General features: G+C 54.0%; 19 protein-coding genes and 1 other RNA gene. 8 read left to right on the forward strand and 12 right to left on the reverse strand.

Going from position 1 to position 21,090, the window contains the following annotated elements; translation table 11 throughout:
* Positions 1 to 19: 19 nt before the first annotated feature.
* The 3 genes from ubiH to JSN25_RS01440 are packed head-to-tail and all read right to left on the reverse strand — an operon-like array spanning position 20 to position 3,124.
* Positions 20 to 1,198 (reverse strand): 2-octaprenyl-6-methoxyphenyl hydroxylase, encoded by a 1,179-nt coding sequence (gene ubiH / locus JSN25_RS01430; protein ID WP_204525402.1) that lies wholly within the window; start codon positions 1,196 to 1,198, stop codon positions 20 to 22.
* Positions 1,195 to 2,520 carry a Xaa-Pro aminopeptidase gene (pepP, locus tag JSN25_RS01435; protein WP_085048758.1) on the reverse strand — a complete coding sequence of 442 codons (1,326 nt, stop codon included), beginning with the start codon at positions 2,518 to 2,520 and terminating at the stop codon, positions 1,195 to 1,197. The genes ubiH and pepP overlap by 4 nt, the downstream gene beginning before the upstream one ends.
* Positions 2,521 to 2,545: 25 nt before the next feature.
* Positions 2,546 to 3,124, reverse strand: a complete 579-nt coding sequence (locus JSN25_RS01440; protein WP_087856780.1) for a YecA/YgfB family protein — start codon at positions 3,122 to 3,124, stop codon at positions 2,546 to 2,548.
* 167 nt (positions 3,125 to 3,291) lie between these two features.
* On the opposite strand from JSN25_RS01440, the gene zapA reads away from it, so the two are divergent.
* The 3 genes from zapA to JSN25_RS01455 all read left to right on the forward strand — a co-directional run bounded on the left by zapA (position 3,292) and on the right by JSN25_RS01455 (position 4,462).
* Positions 3,292 to 3,621 (forward strand): cell division protein ZapA, encoded by a 330-nt coding sequence (gene zapA, locus JSN25_RS01445; RefSeq protein WP_003026980.1) that lies wholly within the window; start codon positions 3,292 to 3,294, stop codon positions 3,619 to 3,621.
* A 41-nt stretch (positions 3,622 to 3,662) separates the two neighbouring features.
* Positions 3,663 to 3,846: non-coding RNA, 6S RNA (ssrS, locus tag JSN25_RS01450), on the forward strand.
* A gap of 19 nt (positions 3,847 to 3,865) precedes the next feature.
* Positions 3,866 to 4,462, forward strand: a complete 597-nt coding sequence (locus JSN25_RS01455) for a 5-formyltetrahydrofolate cyclo-ligase (protein ID WP_038633522.1) — start codon at positions 3,866 to 3,868, stop codon at positions 4,460 to 4,462.
* A gap of 380 nt (positions 4,463 to 4,842) precedes the next feature.
* Here JSN25_RS01455 and serA read toward each other — a convergent pair whose 3' ends face one another.
* Positions 4,843 to 6,075, reverse strand: coding sequence for a phosphoglycerate dehydrogenase (serA, locus tag JSN25_RS01460; protein WP_006686878.1), 1,233 nt, complete (start codon positions 6,073 to 6,075; stop codon positions 4,843 to 4,845).
* Positions 6,076 to 6,345: 270 nt separating this feature from the next.
* Positions 6,346 to 7,005: a ribose-5-phosphate isomerase RpiA gene (gene rpiA, locus JSN25_RS01465; RefSeq protein ID WP_016154364.1), complete on the reverse strand. Its 660-nt coding sequence runs from the start codon at positions 7,003 to 7,005 to the stop codon at positions 6,346 to 6,348.
* A 170-nt stretch (positions 7,006 to 7,175) separates the two neighbouring features.
* Between rpiA and argP the strand changes: the two genes are divergently transcribed.
* The 5 genes from argP (at position 7,176) to JSN25_RS01490 (ending at position 13,722) form a co-directional block, all read left to right on the forward strand.
* Positions 7,176 to 8,069, forward strand: coding sequence for a DNA-binding transcriptional regulator ArgP (gene argP / locus JSN25_RS01470; protein ID WP_032940465.1), 894 nt, complete (start codon positions 7,176 to 7,178; stop codon positions 8,067 to 8,069).
* A 233-nt stretch (positions 8,070 to 8,302) separates the two neighbouring features.
* Complete coding sequence (gene scpA, locus JSN25_RS01475; RefSeq protein ID WP_069324812.1) at positions 8,303 to 10,447, forward strand: methylmalonyl-CoA mutase; 2,145 nt, start codon at positions 8,303 to 8,305, stop codon at positions 10,445 to 10,447.
* Positions 10,440 to 11,435 (forward strand): methylmalonyl Co-A mutase-associated GTPase MeaB, encoded by a 996-nt coding sequence (gene meaB / locus JSN25_RS01480; RefSeq protein WP_137347451.1) that lies wholly within the window; start codon positions 10,440 to 10,442, stop codon positions 11,433 to 11,435. Before scpA ends, meaB begins: the two co-directional genes overlap by 8 nt.
* A 10-nt stretch (positions 11,436 to 11,445) precedes the next feature.
* Positions 11,446 to 12,231, forward strand: coding sequence for a methylmalonyl-CoA decarboxylase (scpB, locus tag JSN25_RS01485; RefSeq protein ID WP_038633533.1), 786 nt, complete (start codon positions 11,446 to 11,448; stop codon positions 12,229 to 12,231).
* A 24-nt stretch (positions 12,232 to 12,255) separates the two neighbouring features.
* Positions 12,256 to 13,722 (forward strand): acetyl-CoA hydrolase/transferase family protein, encoded by a 1,467-nt coding sequence (locus JSN25_RS01490; RefSeq protein WP_038633535.1) that lies wholly within the window; start codon positions 12,256 to 12,258, stop codon positions 13,720 to 13,722.
* Here the strand turns inward: JSN25_RS01490 and srsR are convergent.
* The 7 genes from srsR to epd form a co-directional block, all read right to left on the reverse strand.
* The gene (gene srsR / locus JSN25_RS01495) at positions 13,719 to 14,615 is read right to left on the reverse strand and encodes a LysR family transcriptional regulator SrsR (protein ID WP_038633537.1); all 897 of its coding nucleotides are present in this window, start codon (positions 14,613 to 14,615) and stop codon (positions 13,719 to 13,721) included. The two genes, JSN25_RS01490 and srsR, sit on opposite strands and share 4 nt — an antisense overlap.
* Before the next feature lie 123 nt (positions 14,616 to 14,738).
* Complete coding sequence (locus JSN25_RS01500; protein ID WP_003027002.1) at positions 14,739 to 15,485, reverse strand: oxidative stress defense protein; 747 nt, start codon at positions 15,483 to 15,485, stop codon at positions 14,739 to 14,741.
* Positions 15,486 to 15,578: 93 nt separating this feature from the next.
* Positions 15,579 to 16,214 carry an arginine exporter ArgO gene (gene argO / locus JSN25_RS01505; protein WP_137347584.1) on the reverse strand — a complete coding sequence of 212 codons (636 nt, stop codon included), beginning with the start codon at positions 16,212 to 16,214 and terminating at the stop codon, positions 15,579 to 15,581.
* 208 nt (positions 16,215 to 16,422) lie between these two features.
* Complete coding sequence (locus JSN25_RS01510; protein WP_038633539.1) at positions 16,423 to 17,283, reverse strand: small-conductance mechanosensitive channel MscS; 861 nt, start codon at positions 17,281 to 17,283, stop codon at positions 16,423 to 16,425.
* Positions 17,284 to 17,475: 192 nt separating this feature from the next.
* On the reverse strand, positions 17,476 to 18,555 hold the full coding sequence (fbaA, locus tag JSN25_RS01515) for a class II fructose-bisphosphate aldolase (RefSeq protein ID WP_038633542.1): 1,080 nt from the start codon (positions 18,553 to 18,555) through the stop codon (positions 17,476 to 17,478).
* A gap of 88 nt (positions 18,556 to 18,643) precedes the next feature.
* Positions 18,644 to 19,807 carry a phosphoglycerate kinase gene (gene pgk, locus JSN25_RS01520; RefSeq protein ID WP_006686863.1) on the reverse strand — a complete coding sequence of 388 codons (1,164 nt, stop codon included), beginning with the start codon at positions 19,805 to 19,807 and terminating at the stop codon, positions 18,644 to 18,646.
* Positions 19,808 to 19,846: 39 nt separating this feature from the next.
* Positions 19,847 to 20,875 carry an erythrose-4-phosphate dehydrogenase gene (gene epd, locus JSN25_RS01525; RefSeq protein WP_038633548.1) on the reverse strand — a complete coding sequence of 343 codons (1,029 nt, stop codon included), beginning with the start codon at positions 20,873 to 20,875 and terminating at the stop codon, positions 19,847 to 19,849.
* Positions 20,876 to 21,090: the final 215 nt, after the last annotated feature.

The following is a 21,090-nucleotide window of genomic DNA, read 5'->3' on the forward strand; positions in this document are numbered from 1 at the left end:
TCCGGCCTACAGGCCATATTTATCGCGCAACCCAACCCAGGGTCCGCTCCGCCAGCGCATCGCGCGCGGGTGTGAATAACTCCATCGCCATCAGCCCGGCATTTCGCCCAACAACCAGCGGGGCCCAGCGGTTGGCAAACAGATACACCAGATTGTTGGTTACGCCAATTGTCGTTTCGCGATCGCGCTCACGACGTTGCTGATAGCGTGCCAGCACTGCGTAATCACCAATATCTTCCGCGCAGTTTTGCGCCTGAGTTAACGTCTCAGCCAGGCTCATTACGTCGCGCAGACCAAGGTTGAAACCTTGTCCGGCAATGGGATGTAGCGTCTGAGCGGCGTTCCCCACCAGCACGGTACGATGGGTAATCGCCTTCAGCGCAGTGGTTAATGACAGCGGATAAGCGCTGCGTTTACCGGCCTGGGTAATACGTCCCAGCCGCCAGCCAAACGCGGTTTGCAATTCACGGCAAAACCGTTCGTCGGACCAGGCCATGATCTCATCGCGCTGATCCAGCGGATGGCACCACACCAGCGAGCAGCGACCATCAGACATCGGGAGCATTGCCAGCGGGCCATACTGCGTGAAACGTTCAAACGCGCGCCCATCGTGGGGAACGGAGGTCGAGACATTGGCGATTACCGCCAGTTGTTCATAAGGCTGCTGCAGCCAGTCCACGCCGCAGGCGGTAGCCAGCGCGGAACGTGTACCGTCAGCGGCGACCACCACGCGACCGGTAATGGCCTCGCCATTTTCCAGTGTGACCTCAACATGGCCCTGCGTACGCGACACGCTGGCTACGCGATCGGGACAATGCAGCGTGACGCCCGGCGCTTTACGCAGTAGCGCAAACAGACGCAGCCCAACATCGTGGAGTTCCACCACCTGACCCAGCGCCGGGAGACGATATTCCTGCGCATCCAGCGTAACAAATCCGGCATGGCCGCGATCGCTGACGTGGACCGTTTTGATTGCCGTTGCGCAATCGGCAATCGCCTGCCACACGCCAATTCGCGCCAGCTGCTGACAGGTTCCTGCCGCCAGCGCAATCGCCCGGGCGTCAAACCCAGGATGACGGTCAGTTTCAGGTTCGCTCGCTTCTATCAGATGAACTGGCAGCGTCCCATGACTAAGCTGGGAAATGGCCAGCGCCAGCGTCGCGCCGACCATGCCACCACCAACGATAATTACGCTCATTGCAGTCGCGCCGCAGCCATTAAGGCTTCAATATCATCCGCTTTCTTCACCACGCTGGCGGTCAGATTTTCATTACCGTCTTCGGTGATAAGGATGTCATCTTCTATACGAATGCCAATGCCCCGATAAGCAGCCGGTACATCGGCATCCGGCGCGATATATAACCCTGGCTCGACGGTCAGCACCATTCCTGGCTCAAGGATACGCGAACGATCCTGACCATAAACGCCAACATCGTGCACATCCAGCCCCAGCCAGTGGCTAAGGCCATGCATAAAGTATGGCCGGTGCGCATTCTCGGTAATTAACTGGTCGACGTCACCGCGCAATATGCCAAGCTTCACCAGACCGGTAATCATGATGCGCACAACTTCACCGGTGACGTCCTGAATGGAAGTTCCGGGGCGATACAGACGTAGGCTGGTCTCTAAGGATTCCAGCACGATATCGTAGATTTCGCGCTGCGCGGGGGTAAATTTGCCATTAACCGGAAAAGTACGCGTAATGTCGCCCGCATAGCCTTTGTATTCACAGCCAGCGTCAATCAGCACCAGGTCGCCATCGCGCATTTCACTTTCATTTTCGGTGTAATGCAGGATACAGCCGTTTTCACCGCTTCCGACAATGGTGTTATAGGACGGATAACGCGCGCCGTGGCGGGTAAATTCGTGGTGAATCTCCCCTTCCAGTTGGTATTCAAACATCCCCGGACGGCATTTTTCCATCGCGCGGGTATGCGCCAGGGCGGTGATCTCTCCGGCACGGCGCATGATCGCAATCTCTTCTGGTGATTTGAACAGGCGCATTTCATGCACCATCGGACGCCAGTCGATGATCGCGCCAGGCGCGTGCAGATTTTGTCTGGAACCTTTGCGTAGTTTATCCAGCGCCGTGCAGACAATTTCGTCCGCCCAAGCGTATTCGCCCTGTGCGTGATACACCGCGTCCAGGCCATTGAGCAGCAAGTGCAGCTGTTGGTTGATTTCACTGAAGGCCAGCGCCCGGTCAACGCCGAGTTTTGCCGGCGCGGCATCCTGGCCCAGACGGCGGCCAAACCAGATCTCCGCCGTCAGATCGCGAACCCGGTTGAACAAAACGCTGTGGTTATGAGTATCATCACTTTTAATCAGCACCAGCACGGCTTCAGGCTCGTTAAAGCCGGTGAAATACCAGAAATCACTGTTCTGGCGGTACGGGTATTCACTGTCCGCGCTGCGCGTCGCTTCCGGCGCGGCAAAAATCAGCGCGGCGCTGCCGGGCTGCATTTGTGCCAGCAAAGCCTGACGACGACGCTGGAATTCTTGCTGAGATATCTCACTCATAACACTCTCCTTGGCGTTGTTGTATTTAGTGCAGAGTCGGTTTACGGACTTCCGGCGCAGTCGGCTGCTGACGCGTAAACGTGTCATGGCACAGCAAGGCGGCTACACGCACGTATTCGATGATCTCTTCGAGCGACATTTCCAGCTCTTCCTGATCTTCGTCTTCGTCATAGCCCAACTGGGCGATATTGCGCAGGTCGTCAATCGCTTCACCGGTTTCGCCGGTCACTTTGTCGAGCTTAGGCTGCGTGACGCCGAGGCCCAGCAGGAAGTGGTTTACCCAGCCAGCCAGCGCATCGGCGCGATCGAATACGCTGACGTCATCACCTTCAGGCAGAAAAAGCTGAAAAAGGAAGCCGTCGTCCTCAAGGGCATCGCTGGTAGCAGAGTGCATTTTCAGCAGCGCCTGAGCCAGCTCGTGACCAAAGGCCAGACCTTCGTTCGTCAGGTCGTGCAACAGCGGCTGCCATGAGCTGTCGTTGTTACCGCCACAAATTATCCCGCTGATTAAGCCGTGCATTTCGGCCGGGGTTAATCCAGCCCCTTGTTGGTTCAAAAACTGGCTAACTTCGCTGTAGCCAGGCATTTCGTTCTGTATAGACATAAGCATTCGTCATCAAAGGGAGGAATATTCATGATATGCTACCACTTTGGACCCTGGTGGACCAGAAAAGGGCTTGTATCTTGATACCAGGGTAGCTATAGTGTCGCCCCTTCGCGGACCCAAGGTCTGGAGACGAAGGCAGCGCAGTCAATCAGCAGGAAGGTGGCATGTCTGCACAACCCGTCGATATCCAAATATTTGGCCGTTCACTGCGAGTGAATTGCCCGCCTGAACAAAGGGATGCGTTGAATCAGGCTGCGGACGATCTCAATCAGCGATTGCAAGATCTGAAAGTTCGCACTAGAGTCACAAATACTGAGCAGTTGGTTTTCATCGCCGCGTTGAACATCAGCTATGAATTAACTCAGGAAAAAGCGAAGACGCGTGAGTACGCGGCGAGCATGGAACAACGTATTCGGATGCTGCAACAGACCATCGAACAAGCGTTGCTTGATCAGGGTCGCATAACCGAAAAAACGGGCCAAAACTTTGAATAACACTTTTCGGTTTACTGTGGTAGAGTGACCGTGAAGACAAAATTTCTCTGAGATGTTTGCAAGCGGGCCAGTCCCCTGAGCCGATATTTCATACCACAAGAATGTGGCGCTCCACGGTTGGTGAGCATGCTCGGCCCGTCCGAGAAGCCTTAAAACTGTGACGACACATTCACCTTGAACCAAGGGTTCAAGGGTTACAGCCTGCGGCGGCATCTCGGAGATTCCCTTCTACCTGGCAACAGCCATGACACTACTTTCTGAACTCCCTTTATCCCGACAAGAAATACGCACACTGATTCGTCAGCGTCGCCGTGCGCTTACCAGCGATCAGCAACAACAATTTGGTCAGCAAGCCGCGACCAGAATGCTCAGTTTTCCCCCTGTTGTTCTTGCCCATACCGTAGCGGTGTTTCTCTCTTTCGATGGCGAACTCGACACCCAACCGCTGATCGAACAGCTGTGGCGAGCGGGTAAGCGCGTCTACCTTCCGGTTCTTCATCCCTTCAGCCCTGGCAACCTGCTGTTCCTGCACTATCATCCGCAGAGTGCGCTGGTGACCAACCGCTTAAAGATCCAGGAGCCGCGACTTGATGTCCGCGACGTATTGCCGCTGGCAAAGCTGGATGTACTGGTTACGCCGTTAGTCGCGTTTGATGAAGACGGGCAGCGCCTGGGCATGGGCGGCGGATTTTATGACCGTACGTTGCAAAACTGGCAGCAGCATAAGATCCAGCCCGTGGGCTACGCGCATGATTGCCAGTTAGTGGAAAAGCTGCCTGTCGAAGAGTGGGATATCCCACTGCCTGCGGTGGTAACGCCGTCCAAAATTTGGCAGTGGTAGCCGTTTTTTGCCGATTGACAGCGCCGTTTTTTTGACCTAAATTCCTCGGTGAAGGGTGAGGGAGGCGAACCTCCCTCCTGCGTACTCTCTGTTAATATGCTGGGCAAGCGATGATTAACAGGATCAGCAGCATGATGACGTATCTCATCATCGTCCCTTTCCTTTTTAGAGCCCCTGCTTCGGTAGGGGCTTTCCCGTTTCAGCGCGATGCTGAGCCCCTATCGTAAATTTCTTTTAGTGCTGTACAACACGCAGCACTGCCTTTAGTTGCCAATTGCGGCAAGGCTCGAAAACAGAATGTATGCGTTACAGAAAGAAATTTTGAGGCAGGGAAATCAGAGGAAAGATGGGCAGGTCATCGCCTGCCCATTTAGAGGAAATTAGTACAGCAGACGGGCGCGAATGGTTCCCGGAAGGGCTTTCATCGCCAGCAGCGCTTTTTCCGCCACATCTTCATCCGCTTCAATATCGATGACCACATAACCTACCTGCGCGGAAGTCTGCAGGTACTGCGCGGCAATGTTGACGCCCTGCTCGGCAAAAATCTGGTTCAGCGCGGTCAGAACGCCAGGACGGTTTTCGTGAATGTGCATTAGACGACGACCTCCGTGCAGCGGCAGCGAAACTTCCGGGAAGTTAACCGCAGACAGCGTGGAGCCGTTGTCGGAATACTTGATCAGTTTCCCCGCCACTTCCAGACCGATATTTTCCTGTGCTTCCAGCGTGGAACCACCAATATGCGGCGTCAGGATCACGTTGTCGAAATCACACAGCGGCGAAGTGAACGGATCGCTGTTCGTTGCCGGTTCGGTTGGGAACACGTCAATTGCCGCCCCTGCAAGATGTTTGGTCGCTAACGCGTCGCACAACGCAGGAATATCAACCACCGTACCGCGTGCGGCGTTAATCAGCAGAGCGCCCGGTTTCATCAGCGAAATCTCACGCGCGCCCATCAGGTTTTTGGTAGAGGCATTTTCCGGCACGTGCAGGCTCACCACGTCGCTCATATTGAGCAGATCGGAAAGATGCTGAACCTGCGTGGCGTTACCCAGCGGAAGTTTATTTTCAATATCATAGAAATAGACATGCATCCCCAGCGATTCCGCCAGAATGCCTAACTGAGTACCAATGTGCCCGTAGCCGATGATCCCCAGTTTTTTGCCGCGCGCTTCAAAAGAGCCAGTAGCCAGTTTATTCCACACGCCGCGGTGCGCTTTGGCGTTCGCTTCTGGTACACCGCGTAGCAGTAGCAGCAGTTCGCCAATCACCAGTTCAGCAACGGAACGTGTGTTAGAGAATGGCGCGTTAAACACCGGGATCCCGCGCTTTGCCGCAGCGCTAAGATCAACCTGGTTGGTGCCGATGCAGAAGCAACCAATCGCGACCAGTTTTTCTGCGGCGGCAATTACATCTTCAGTCAGATGGGTACGGGATCGCAGGCCAATGAAGTGAGCATCACGGATGGACTCTTTCAATTGTTCGGTGTCCAGAGCGCCTTTGTGAAACTCGATGTTGGTATAACCTGCTGCACGAAGGCTCTCGAGTGCTTTTTGGTGCACGCCTTCTACCAGCAGAAATTTAATCTTATCTTTCTCCAGTGATACCTTTGCCATTTCCCCGACCCTGTCTTTTTTGTCCAATCTGATGTGTTGTGTGTGGGATTTTCATCCGCCTCTTCAACATATCAAAAAATAATATTGCAGCAATATGAACGTTTGCGTCGTCATGCTGAGGAAATGTCATTCAGCGGGAAATGTCAGAGGAAAATACTGGCGATAACTTTTTCTTTGGAGAGATCGGCAGGGCAATATTGTAAACGTGACACAAGTCACCAAATTTGCCCTGCCAAAATTTTTTTAACGGGAGAAGACGCTCCCATCAGATCATTTTACGATAGTTTTCACGCCGTCTGGGGTACCGATCAGCGCGACATCCGCACCACGGTTAGCGAACAAACCTACGGTTACCACGCCCGGAATCGCATTAATGGCGTTTTCCAGCGCGATAGCATCGAGGATTTCCAGACCATGCACGTCAAGGATCACGTTACCATTGTCAGTTACCACGCCCTGACGGTATTCAGGGCGACCGCCCAGCTTCACCAACTGGCGAGCCACTGCGCTACGCGCCATTGGGATAACTTCTACCGGCAACGGGAAGTTACCGAGAATATCGACTTCTTTGGACGCGTCAGCGATGCAAATAAATTTCTTCGCCACAGAAGCAATGATTTTTTCACGGGTCAACGCTGCGCCACCGCCTTTAATCATCTGCATATGGCCGTTGATTTCATCTGCGCCGTCAACGTAGACGCCGAGGCTGTCCACTTCGTTAAGATCGAACACGTGGATGCCAAGGCTTTTGAGTTTTTCGGTCGAGGCGTCAGAACTGGACACCGCGCCTTCAATCTGACCTTTCATTGTGCCCAGCGCATCAATAAAGTGTGCGGCTGTTGAACCTGTACCTACGCCCACAATGGTACCGGGCTGTACATACTGAAGTGCCGCCCATCCTACTGCTTTTTTCAGTTCATCCTGCGTCATGATCGTTTCGCCTGTGGTGTGAATATGGTGGGAAAATTCACGCGCATTATAGAACATTGTGCAGAAAAATGTCCCCACACCCGCTCCCGGGTGGCTGATTTCGTCTTTACCCAACCAAAATTTGTGTCATAGTGCAGAACAAGCAAAAATTTCAGGAGTGCGCCAAAGCAATGAAACGTCCGGACTACAGAACACTACAAGCACTGGATGCGGTTATTCGTGAACGAGGATTTGAGCGCGCGGCGCAAAAGCTGTGCATCACGCAATCCGCCGTTTCACAGCGCATAAAACAGCTTGAGAATATGTTCGGACAGCCGCTGCTGGTGCGTACCGTACCGCCTCGCCCGACTGAACAAGGGCAGAAACTCCTGGCGCTCTTACGCCAGGTTGAACTGCTGGAAGATGAGTGGCTGGGTGATGAGCAAACTGGCTCCACGCCGCTGCTGCTTTCGCTGGCGGTGAACGCCGACAGTCTGGCAACCTGGTTGCTTCCGGCGCTGGCCCCGGTACTGGCTAATTCGCCGATTCGCCTGAACCTGCAGGTTGAGGATGAAACGCGCACGCAGGAACGTCTGCGCCGTGGTGAAGTGGTCGGTGCGGTGAGTATTCAACATCAGGCGCTGCCAAGCTGTCTGGTGGATAAACTTGGCGCGCTGGATTACCTGTTTGTGGGTTCAAAAGCGTTCGCCGAGCGCTATTTCCCGAACGGCGTCACTCGCTCTGCCCTGCTGAAAGCCCCGGCGGTCGCGTTTGACCATCTTGATGATATGCATCAGGCGTTCCTGCAACAAAACTTCGATCTGCCGCCAGGCAGCGTGCCTTGCCATATCGTTAACTCATCAGAAGCCTTCGTCCAGTTGGCCCGTCAGGGCACGACCTGCTGCATGATCCCGCACTTACAGATAGAAAAAGAGCTGGAAAGCGGTGAGCTCATCGACTTGACGCCGGGCCTGTTCCAGCGTCGGATGTTGTACTGGCACCGTTTTGCGCCGGAAAGCCGCATGATGCGCAACGTTACCGACGCGCTGCTGGCTTACGGTCACAACGTACTGCGTCAGGATTAAACTGTTTGTAGCCTCTGAGTGCCGGATGGCGGCGTAACGCCTTATCCGGCCTACCCCCTCTTACCGCTTTTTCATGTTATTCCCGCCACGTCTTTGAAATACATCACAAAATAAAACATACCACGCGGCAAAAAACGACGCCCTGTTGGCTATTTTTTGCTGGCGACAAGCCAAATGAAAAAGCTCACCGTATCTCGTAAAGATTCAACTTATTGCGTAATACGGAGCAAAAAATGGCTAACGTGCAAGAGTGGCAAACACTTGCCAATAAAGAACTCAGTCGACGGGAAAAAACCGTTGAGTCGCTGGAAAGACAGACGGCGGAAGGGATTGTCATCAAGCCGCTGTACACCGAGGCTGACCTCGATAATCTGGAAGTCACGGGCACCCTGCCCGGCCTGCCGCCTTACGTGCGCGGCCCACGCGCCACCATGTATACCGCGCAGCCGTGGACCATCCGCCAGTATGCCGGTTTCTCTACCGCCAAAGAATCCAACGCCTTTTACCGTCGCAACCTCGCCGCCGGACAAAAAGGACTTTCCGTTGCCTTTGACCTTGCCACCCACCGCGGCTATGACTCTGACAACCCGCGCGTGGCGGGCGATGTCGGCAAAGCGGGCGTGGCGATCGATACCGTCGAAGATATGAAGGTGCTGTTTGATCAGATCCCGCTGGATAAGATGTCGGTGTCGATGACGATGAACGGCGCGGTGCTGCCGGTCCTGGCGTTTTATATCGTCGCGGCTGAGGAGCAAGGCGTAACGCCGGAACAGCTCACCGGGACCATTCAGAACGATATTCTGAAAGAGTATCTGTGCCGCAACACCTACATCTATCCACCAAAACCTTCAATGCGCATCATCGCCGACATCATCGCCTGGTGCTCCGCCAATATGCCGCGCTATAACACCATCAGTATCAGCGGTTATCACATGGGGGAAGCCGGAGCGAACTGCGTCCAGCAGGTAGCGTTTACGCTGGCTGACGGCATTGAGTACATCAAAGCCGCACTGTCTGCCGGGCTGAAAATTGATGACTTCGCCCCGCGTCTGTCATTCTTCTTCGGTATCGGCATGGATCTGTTTATGAACGTCGCCATGCTGCGCGCGGCTCGCTATTTGTGGAGTGAAGCCGTCAGCGGTTTTGGCGCAACCAACCCGAAATCTCTCGCTCTGCGTACCCACTGCCAGACCTCCGGCTGGAGTCTGACCGAACAGGATCCCTACAACAACGTGATCCGCACAACCATTGAAGCACTCGGCGCCACGCTTGGCGGTACCCAGTCTCTGCATACCAACGCCTTTGATGAAGCGCTCGGTCTGCCCACCGATTTCTCCGCCCGCATCGCGCGTAATACGCAGATCATCATCCAGGAAGAGTCAGAGATCTGCCGCACCGTCGATCCGCTGGCCGGATCGTACTACGTGGAGTCATTGACCGATCAAATCGTGAAGCAGGCGCGCACGATCATTAAACAAATTGATGAAGCGGGCGGCATGGCGAAGGCGATTGAAGCTGGACTCCCCAAACGGATGATCGAAGAAGCTTCGGCGCGCGAGCAGTCGCTGATCGACCAGGGCAAACGCGTCATCGTTGGCGTGAACAAGTACAAGCTGGATAAAGAAGACGAAACGTCGGTACTGGAAATCGACAACGTGAAGGTGCGCAACGAACAGATTGCTTCGTTGCAGCATATCCGCGCAACTCGCGACAATGATGCCGTCAACGCCGCGCTGACGGCGCTGACCCACGCCGCGCAGCATAATGAAAATCTGCTGGCCGCCGCCGTTAACGCCGCCCGCGTTCGCGCCACGCTCGGTGAGATCTCCGACGCGCTGGAAGCCGCTTTTGACCGCTATCTGGTGCCCAGCCAGTGCGTCACCGGCGTGATTGCGCAAAGCTATCACCAGTCCGACAAATCCGCCAATGAGTTCGACGCCATTGTTGCGCAAACCGAACAGTTCCTCGCGGAAAATGGTCGCCGACCTCGGATCCTGATCGCCAAGATGGGCCAGGATGGTCACGATCGCGGCGCGAAAGTGATCGCCAGCGCCTACTCCGATCTCGGCTTCGACGTCGATCTCAGTCCGATGTTCTCCACGCCAGAAGAGATCGCCCGTCTGGCGGTAGAAAACGATGTACATGTCATAGGCGCATCGTCACTGGCTGCCGGGCATAAGACGCTGATCCCTGAACTGGTCACGGCGCTCAAAGGCTGGGGACGCGCAGATATCTGCGTGGTGGCAGGCGGTGTGATACCACCACAGGACTACGCCTTCCTGTACGAGCATGGCGTGGCAGCCATTTATGGCCCCGGCACGCCAATGCTCGACAGCGTCCGCGATGTATTGACCCGGATCAGCCAGCATCATGATTAACGCCGCCACGCTTGACGATGCCGTCCGACGCTTGCGGCGCGGTGAACGGGCCACGCTTGCCCAGGCTATGACGCTGGTTGAGAGCAGCCACCCGCGCCACCAGCCACTGAGTACGCAATTGCTGGACGCGATAATGCCGTTCACCGGTAACGCGCTGCGTCTGGGCATCACTGGCACGCCGGGCGCGGGCAAAAGCACCTTTCTGGAGGCGTTCGGTATGCTGTTGATCCGTCGGGGATTACGGGTGGCAGTGATTGCGGTCGATCCCAGTAGTCCCGTTAGCGGCGGCAGCATTCTTGGCGATAAAACCCGGATGACGGAACTGTCCCGCGCAGAATCGGCATTTATTCGCCCGGTTCCTTCCAGCGGTCATTTAGGCGGCGCCAGCCAGCGTGCTCGTGAATTAATGCTGTTGTGCGAGGCGGCGGGCTTTGAGGTGGTGATTGTGGAAACCGTCGGCGTCGGGCAGTCAGAAACTGAAGTCGCCGGCATGGTGGATTGCTTTATCTCACTGCAAATTGCCGGCGGTGGCGACGATTTGCAGGGCATCAAAAAGGGCCTGATGGAGATGGCGGATCTGGTCGTCATCAACAAGGACGACGGTGATAACCGTAACCAGGTTGCCATCGCCCGCCATATGTACGAATCCGCCCTGCATATTCTGCGCCGCAAGTATGACGAGTGGCAGCCGCAGGTTCTGGCCTGTAGCGCTCTGGAAAAACGTGGCATCGAGGAGATTTGGCAGGCGATAACTGACTTTAAAACGTGCCTTACCGTCAGCGGTCGACTGGAAAAAGTCCGCCAGCAGCAAGCGGTGGACTGGTTACACAAGCAGGCTGAAGAAGAAGCTTTGCATCTGCTGTTTACCCGGACTGATTTCGACCGTTATTTCCAGCAGACACTGCAGGCCGTCAAAAATAACGACCTTTCGCCGCGTACCGGTTTGCGTCACATCAGTGAATTTATCCAGCATCATTACTTTGAATAAAGAGAACATTATGTCTTATCAATACGTCAACGTAGTCATCATCCAGAAAGTCGCGGTCATTGAGTTCAATTACGCCCGCAAGCTCAATGCGCTGAGCAAAGTGTTTATCGACGATCTGATGCAGGCGCTGAGCGATCTTAATCGTGCGGAAATTCGCTGCATCATTTTGCGCGCCCCGAGCGGGGCCAAAGTGTTCTCTGCCGGACATGATATTCATGAACTCCCCTCCGGACGTCGCGATCCGCTCTCCTATGACGATCCGCTGCGCCAGATCACCCGCATGATCCAAAAATATCCAAAACCAGTGATCTCCATGGTCGAAGGCAGCGTCTGGGGCGGCGCGTTTGAGATGATCATGAGTTCCGATCTCATCATCGCCGCTGAAACCTCTACCTTCTCGATGACACCGGTCAACCTCGGGGTACCGTATAACCTGGTCGGCATCCACAACCTGACCCGCGATGCTGGATTCCACATCGTGAAAGAGCTGATCTTTACCGCCTCGCCGATTACCGCTCAGCGTGCGATGGCCGTCGGGATCCTCAACCATGTGGTTCCTGTCGACGAACTGGAGGATTTCACTCTGCAAATGGCGCACCACATCTCGGAGAAAGCGCCGCTGGCCATCGCCGTCATTAAAGAAGAACTGCGCGTGCTGGGCGAAGCGCACACCATGAACTCAGACGAATTTGAGCGTATTCAGGGCATGCGCCGCGCGGTGTACGACAGCGAGGATTATCAGGAAGGGATGAACGCGTTTATGGAAAAACGTAAACCCAATTTTGTCGGCCATTAATCACGCCCGAGGAAGGAGACGGCCATGAAACGGATGAGTGCCGAAGAAGCGGCAGAAATTATCCAGCACGACGATATGGTGGCATTCAGCGGCTTTACCCCTGCGGGTTCGCCAAAAGCATTACCTAACGCAATTGCTCAACTCGCCTGCGAACGGCATCAGGTCGGGCAACCTTTTCAAATCCGCCTGCTGACAGGAGCTTCAATTGGCGCTGCCGCTGATGATGCGTTATCCGCGGCGGATGCCGTTTCCTGGCGGGCTCCCTATCAAACATCATCGGGCCTGCGCGAGAAAATTAATCAGGGTCAGGTGAGGTTTGTCGATCTCCATTTGAGCGAAGTGGCGCAAATGGTCAATTATGGCTTTTTTGGCGAGATCGATGTTGCCGTCATTGAAGCCTCCGCCATTGCGCCAGATGGTCGGATTTGGCTTTCCAGCGGCATCGGCAACGCGCCGACCTGGCTGCTGCGGGCGAAAAAGGTGATTATCGAACTGAATCATTACCATAACCCGCGCGTGGCGGAGTTTGCCGACATTGTGATACCCGGCGCGCCGCCGCGGCGAAACAGCGTACCGATTTTTCACACCATGGATCGCGTGGGCAGCCAGTGTGTGCAGATAGACCCGAAAAAAATTATCGCGGTCGTGGATACCGAACTACCCGATGCCGGAAATGCCGCGGATAAAAGCAACCCGGTCAGCCAGCAAATTGCCGATAACGTGGTGACATTTCTGCTGGCGGAAATGGCGCACAAACGCATCCCAGCGGAATTCCTGCCCTTACAAAGCGGCGTGGGCAATATCAACAACGCGGTAATGGCGCGACTGGGCGAGAACCCGGATATTCCACCCTTTATGATGTATTCCGAGGTGTTGCAAGAATCTGTGGTGCATCTGCTGGAAACGGGCAAGATAACCGGCGCCAGCGCCTCCAGTTTGACCATTTCAGCCCCATCGCTGCAGAAGATTTATGACAACATGGACTTCTTCGCCAGCCGGATTGTGCTGCGCCCGCAGGAGATTTCCAATAACCCGGAAATCATTCGTCGGCTGGGCGTCATTGCGCTCAATGTCGGTCTGGAGTTTGACATCTACGGTCATGCCAATTCCACACACGTAGCAGGTGTGAACCTGATGAATGGCATTGGCGGCAGCGGTGATTTCGAGCGCAACGCCTACCTGTCGATCTTTATGGCGCCGTCGATTGCCAAAGGCGGGAAAATCTCCACCATCGTACCGATGTGCAGCCATGTCGATCACAGCGAACATAGCGTCAAAGTGATCGTTACCGAACAGGGAATTGCCGATCTGCGTGGGTTATCTCCGATGCAGCGGGCGCACACGATTATCGATAACTGTGCGCATCCTCTGTATCGGGACTACCTGCACCGTTATCTGGAGCGAGCGCCCGGCGGGCATATCCATCACGATCTCAGCCATGCGTTCGATCTGCATCGTAACCTGATCGAAACCGGATCGATGCTCGTTTAACTTGCCGTACCCTCACGATCTTCAGCAATATGCTGAAGCATCGTGGCGGTATAACGATGGTTTTTCAGCGAATAGAGAAATTCCTGCATATACATAGGGCTGCCGGGCGCATCAAAATATTTCAACGTCGAGGGGTTAACCAGCCGCCAGGCAAAATGGGGGATCACCGTCAAAAACTGCCCACGCTCCACCGCGCTAATCTTGGCCATAAAGCTGTACGGGCGGTAGATAATCGTCGGATGAATTCCGCAGGGCCGCATGTAAGCATCGAGCATCGCCTCAAAGTTGGCGCGATTCTGGAAGCGCATTTGCAGCCATGGCAGCTCACGTAGCAGCTCATGCGGCTGTTTTTCTTCGTAGCGCCGGGAAACGAGAAACCCCAGACGCAGCGGAGACAACTCGCTAATCGCCAGATTTTCCAGTTCCTGCACGCGAGGGGAAACGTGCTGCGGTGAGATAATAAAATCCAGTTTCCGATCGAACAGGTTATCGATCACCCCATTCTCGCTGAATTCAATGGCCTGAGCCGTCACACCATCGTACTTGTCGCCAAGGCTAATCAACTGGTCGAAAATAATCGTTGGATAGGTATTGTCGATGCCGATGACGATTTCTCGCGAGCGGCGAGAGGCGTTATGGATTTCGTTATCAATAGCAGAGAGACGCTGATAAACAGGGAACAGTTTCTGATAGAGCTCCTGCCCGGCTTTATTCAGGCTGATGTTGTTATCTTTGCGGGTAAACAGCGTATAGCCGATTTGATCTTCCAGTGCAGCAATGCTTTTACCGAAAGGCGATGCGGTCATATGGATTTTTTCTGCCGCTCTGGCGATGTTATTGGTTTGCGCCAGCAGAATGAAATTACGCATCTTTTTCGAGATAAAAATATCCATAGCGTCCCCTTAAAAATCGCTATGGCCTATCCTCATTACGGCGAAAAAAAAGACTGGATGTGAGATCTCATTTTTACAGTTGCTCACAGAAAAAACCCGGCTGGAAGGCCGGGTTTGAAAAGATTACTGGGTTTTGGCAGGTGTTGCTGCCGGCTGCCCCGCAGTCGGTTCAATCTGGAAGACCACATCAACCTGATCGTCAAACTGGATAACCGGCTGTTCGTAGGTTTCCTGAGCGGATGCCGCAGGCGCTGCATCTGCTTTCATCATCCGTACCATCGGGCTCGGCTGATAATTGGACACGTGGTAGCGCACACTATAAACGGGTCCCAGTTTGCTGTTAAAGCCTGCCGCCAGCTGTTCAGCCTGATGAATTGCATCATCAATTGCCGCTTTACGCGCCTTATCTTTGTAGGCATCCGGTTGGGCGACGCCAAGCGATACCGAACGGATCTCATTCAGACCAGCCTTTAGCGCGCCATCAAGCAGAGCGTTGAGTTTGTCCAACTGACGCAGCGTCACTTCAACGGTACGCACCGCACGATAACCTTTGAGGATGCTTTTGCCGTTCTGGTAATCGTAGTCCGGCTGCGTGCGCAGGTTGGCAGCGCTAATGTCTTTCTTCGCTATCTGATTCTGCTCAAGGAAGGACAGATATTGCGCCACGCGCTCATCGGCTTGCTTCTTCGCTGAAGCCGCATCCTTCGCAGCAACATTGACTTCAATCGCCAGGGTGGCGATATCAGGCGTTGCATCCACGCTTGCCGTTCCGGAAGTCACGATGTGCGGTCCGTTTGGCAGCTCATTTGCCTGTACCGATAGTGCGCTGAATCCGACTAATGCCGCCAGGGCCATTATTTTGAACTTCACGGTCGTTCCTCCATGTTTCATTAATTACCCCGAAACTCAGGGCACATGCAGGCAAGCTTAGCCGATCTCGCTGCGTTGTCCATCAGACAACACTTAGTTGAACAGCGCATGAACATGCGTAACACCTTCTTTTGCCAGCTGAAAAGCGATAAACCACATCACTAATCCTACTAAGATATTGATGACGCGCTGTGCTTTAGCAGTGCGCAGACGCGGCGCCAGCCAGGCCGCCAGCAATGCCAGACCAAAGAACCACAGGAACGAGGCGCTGACGGTACCCAGCGCAAACCAGCGCTTAGGTTCAACGTCCAGTTGGCCTCCGAGACTCCCCAACACCACAAAGGTATCCAGATAAACGTGTGGGTTAAGCCAGGTCACCGCCAGCATAGTGGCGATGATTTTCCAGCGCCCCTGCTTCATTACTTCAGCGCTGGCCAGTTCCAGATTACTGCTCATCGCCGTTTTTAACGCACCGAAACCGTACCAGAGTAGAAACGCCACTCCCCCCCAGGTGACCAGCGCCATCAGCCACGGTGACTGCATCAGCAAGGCGCTACCGCCAAAAATCCCCGCGCAAATCAGCACCAGATCGCTGATGGCACAGAGTAATGCAATCATGATGTGATACTGGCGACGAATGCCCTGATTCATTACAAAGGCGTTTTGCGGACCAAGCGGCAGTATCATGGCCGCGCCAAGCGCAAGCCCTTGAAAATAATAAGATAACACGTTACTCATCCCGAACTATTTCTCTTAGGAGCAGACTATAGCGCGGGAGAATCATTAGCGGAAATTGATAATATTAATCGTAGATTAGAGAAATTAATGAGAGGATATTTTGCCGGATAGCAGCTAACGCCTTCTCCGGCCTACAGTATAGAAATCTGACCAGGCCGGATAAGCGAAGCGCCATCCGGCACCGTGGTGCAGAAAAAGATTACTCTGCCGCGTTCTCTTTCACACGCTTGAAGTTCACATCCATCTGCGGATACGGGAAGCTGATGCCGTTGGCGTCAAACTCGCGCTTAATACGCTCCAGTACGTCCCAATAGACGCTTTGCAGATCGCTGCTGTTGCTCCAGACGCGTACAACGAAATTAATCGAAGAAGCGCCCAGTTCATTCAGGCGCACCGTCATTTCACGATCTTTAAGGATACGCTCGTCGGATTGGATGATATCGGTGAGGATTTTCTTCACCTGATCGATATCGGAATCGTAGGCCACGCCGATAATGAATTCGTTACGGCGAACCGGTTCGCGAGAGAAGTTAATGATGTTCCCGGCAATGATTTTTCCGTTTGGGATCACCACAATCTTACCGTCTACGGTACGCATGGTGGTAGAGAAAATCTGCACGTTAAGTACGGTTCCCGCTACGCCGCCGAGGTCTACATACTCACCCGCGCGGAACGGACGGAACATCACCAACAGCACGCCTGCGGCAAGGTTGGACAGCGAACCTTGCAGCGCCAGACCCACGGCTAAACCTGCGGCACCGAGAACGGCGATCACGGAGGCGGTTTGCACCCCAACGCGGCCCAGCGCGGCAATCAGCGTGAACGCGATAATACCGTAGCGCACCAGTGCGGAGAGAAAATCGGCAACCGTTGCATCAATTTTCCGCGACACCATCAGACGATTAACGGTGTTTGATACGATACGCGCCACAATCATACCGATGATAACAATGGCGATGGCCGCAACGATGTTGACGGCATAGCTCAACAGCAGTTCCTGATTGCGGACCAGCCAGGTGCCCGCCCCGTTTATGCTGTCGACAACATTCAAATCTTCCATTCACTATTCCTTTTTTGCTTACCCAAATGGGAAAAAATAAAGCCGCCCCGCCGGGACTGGCAATCTGACAAGAGTAAACAATAAACCTGATTTTTGCCAAACAGATCACAGAAATCTCTGCCAGCAGCCTGTTGAAATGGCAATAAAAAAGGCCCGCATTGGCGGGCCTCATGTCACGTAGAACGGCGTAAATTACAGAACGTCAACCGCGTTCAGTTCTTTGAAAGCCTGTTCCAGACGGGTGATCATGCTTGTCTGACCAGCACGCAGCCAAACGCGCGGATCGTAGTATTTCTTGTTCGGCTGATCTTCGCCTTTCGGGTTACCCAGTTGGCCCTGCAGGTAAGCTTCGTTTGCTTTGTAGTAGTTCAGAACACCTTCCCAGGTCGCCCATTGGGTATCGGTATCGATGTTCATTTTCACTACGCCGTAGCTTACGGAGTCTTTGATTTCCTGAGCAGTAGAACCGGAACCGCCGTGGAAGACGAAGTTCAGGCTGTTGTGCGGCAGGTTATGTTTCTTAGAAACATAGTCCTGAGAGTCGCGCAGGATGGTCGGGGTCAGAACCACGTTACCCGGCTTGTAAACGCCGTGTACGTTACCGAAGGAAGCGGCGATGGTGAAACGCGGGCTGATTTTGCTCAGCTCGGTGTACGCATAATCAACGTCTTCCGGCTGGGTGTACAGTGCGGAAGCGTCCATGTGGCTGTTGTCCACGCCGTCTTCTTCGCCACCGGTGCAACCCAGTTCGATTTCCAGGGTCATGCCCATTTTGGACATGCGCGCCAGGTATTTGGAGCAGATTTCGATGTTCTCTTCCAGAGACTCTTCAGACAGGTCGATCATGTGAGAAGAGAACAGCGGTTTGCCGGTTGCTGCGAAGTGTTTTTCACCCGCGTCCAGCAGACCGTCGATCCACGGCAGCAGTTTCTTCGCGCAGTGGTCAGTGTGCAGGATAACCGGAACACCGTAGTGTTCAGCCATCTGGTGAACGTGATGCGCGCCAGAGATAGCACCCAGGATTGCAGCGCCCTGAGGCACGTCGGACTTCACGCCTTTACCCGCGATGAAAGAAGCACCACCGTTGGAGAACTGTACGATTACCGGCGCTTTAACTTTTGCAGCGGTTTCCAGTACGGCGTTGATGGAGTCGGTACCAACGCAGTTAACAGCTGGCAGAGCAAAGTTGTTTTCTTTAGCTACCTGGAAAACTTTCTGTACGTCATCACCAGTGATTACGCCTGGTTTTACGAAATCAAAAATTTTAGACATGTTGCGAGTCCTGTATCTTCGGCCTTGGAAAGGGCGCGCGCTCTAAAGCGCGCTAATAATTGGGCAGGTTACCCTGCCCATTAAATGCTTACTTTTTAGCGCGCTCTTCGAGCATCGCTACTGCTGGCAATACTTTACCTTCCACGAATTCGAGGAATGCGCCGCCGCCAGTGGAGATGTAGGAGATTTTGTCAGCAATGCCGAACAGGTCGATTGCTGCCAGGGTATCGCCGCCGCCCGCGATGGAGAACGCTTCGCTGTCTGCGATAGCGTTAGCAACGATTTCAGTACCTTTACGGAAGTTCGGGAATTCGAACACGCCAACCGGGCCGTTCCACAGAATGGTTTTCGCATTCTTCAGGATTTCAGCCAGCTGCTGTGCAGAAGCGTCGCCGATATCCAGGATCTGCTCGTCTTCTTTCACGTCGCTAACGGATTTCAGCGTCGCCGGCGCAGTTTCGGAGAACTCAGTCGCTACGCGAACGTCGGTCGGAACCGGGATATCGCAAGTGGTCAGCAGACGCTTAGCTTCGTCAACCAGGTCGGCTTCGTACAGGGATTTACCGACGTTGTGGCCTTGAGCGGCAACGAAGGTGTTCGCGATACCGCCGCCAACGATTAGCTGGTCAGCGATTTTAGACAGGGAGTCCAGAACGGTCAGTTTGGTAGAAACTTTAGAACCACCAACGATAGCAACCATCGGACGAGCCGGTTCTTTCAGCGCTTTGCCCAGCGCGTCCAGCTCAGCAGCCAGCAGCGGACCCGCGCAAGCTACATCAGCGAATTTGCCGATACCGTGGGTAGAAGCCTGCGCACGGTGAGCCGTACCGAAAGCATCCATGACGAATACGTCGCACAGCGCCGCATATTTTTTGGACAGAGCTTCGTCGTCTTTCTTCTCGCCTTTGTTGAAGCGAACGTTTTCCAGGACCACCAGCTCACCGGCAGCGACTTCAACGCCGTCCAGATAATCTTTTACCAGGCGAACCGGAGCAGACAGTTTGTCTTTCAGGTAGTTAACAACCGGCAGCAGAGAGAATTCTTCGTTGTACTCGCCTTCGGTAGGACGACCCAGGTGGGAAGTTACCATCACTTTAGCACCCTGCTTCAGGGCCAGTTCGATGGTCGGCAGGGAAGCACGGATACGCGCGTCGCTGGTTACTTTCCCTTCTTTAACTGGTACGTTCAGGTCGGCACGGATAAAAACGCGTTTACCAGCCAGATCCAGATCGGTCATCTTAATTACAGACATGGTGAATCCTCTCGTTGATACTTAAAGTTTTGTCGACGCTCAAGCGTCGAGCCTGAAACCAATAGCAGCCATCGCTAACGTTGTGTCGAGCATACGGTTAGCAAAGCCCCATTCATTATCACACCAGACCAGAGTCTTGATCAGGTGAGCACCACTCACGCGCGTTTGCGTACCATCAACGATGGCGCTGTGCGGGTCATGGTTAAAATCTACAGAGACCAACGGTAATTCCGTATAGTCAACTATACCATGAAATGCACCTTGTGCTGCTTTTTGCAGCAACTGGTTGACTTCGCTGGCTTTTACCGGTTTTTTCACCGTCACGCTTAAGTCGATCGCCGTCACATTTATGGTCGGTACACGCACCGCGATCGCTTCAAAACGATCGTTAAATTGCGGAAAAATTCGCGTAATACCCGCCGCCAGTTTGGTATCAACCGGAATAATTGACTGGCTGGCCGCTCGCGTACGACGCAGGTCAGGATGATAGGCATCAATCACCTGCTGATCGTGCATCGCAGAGTGGATCGTTGTAACGGTACCAGACTCAATGCCGTAAGCATCATCCAGCAATTTAATGACGGGAATTATACAATTCGTGGTGCAGGAGGCGTTGGATACAATTCGGTGCTCAGCGCGCAGCTGATCCTGATTAACGCCAAATACAACCGTTGCGTCGATGTCGGGACTGCCAGGATGTGAAAAGAGCACTTTTTTTGCACCGGCGGCAATATGCGCCTCGCCGTGTTCGCGGTTACCGAAGACGCCCGTACAATCCAGCACAACGTCAACACCCAGTTCACGCCATGGCAGCGCGTCGAGCGTTCGCTCATGCAAAATGCGGATCGCGTCATCACCAACGATGAGCTGGTCACGTTCCTGACGAACATCCCAGGCAAAACGCCCATGGCTGGTGTCATATTTCAACAAATGCGCCATGCCTGCAGCATCCGCCAGTTCGTTGATTGCCACCACGGTGATTTCCGCCCGACGCCCGGATTCATACAAAGCACGAACCACGTTGCGTCCGATGCGACCGAAACCATTAATCGCTACGCGTACGGTCATAGGTCTCCTGCAAGGATTTCTCAGAAACGATGTGGCAGACAGAGTAATGCAGCAAATCGCTCAGGGAAACCTTACCTGTCGCAAACTGCGACTAATTGGTTAATTGTCGAACATTTAATCGACTGAAACGCTTCAGCTAGAATAAGCGAAACGCGGAATAAAAGGAATGATTGTCCAGCGACAGAACGCAGTTATCTGACTTATGTCACATTTTA

Source organism: Citrobacter cronae (assembly GCF_016893685.1).
Taxonomy (GTDB): Bacteria; Pseudomonadota; Gammaproteobacteria; order Enterobacterales; family Enterobacteriaceae; genus Citrobacter; species Citrobacter werkmanii.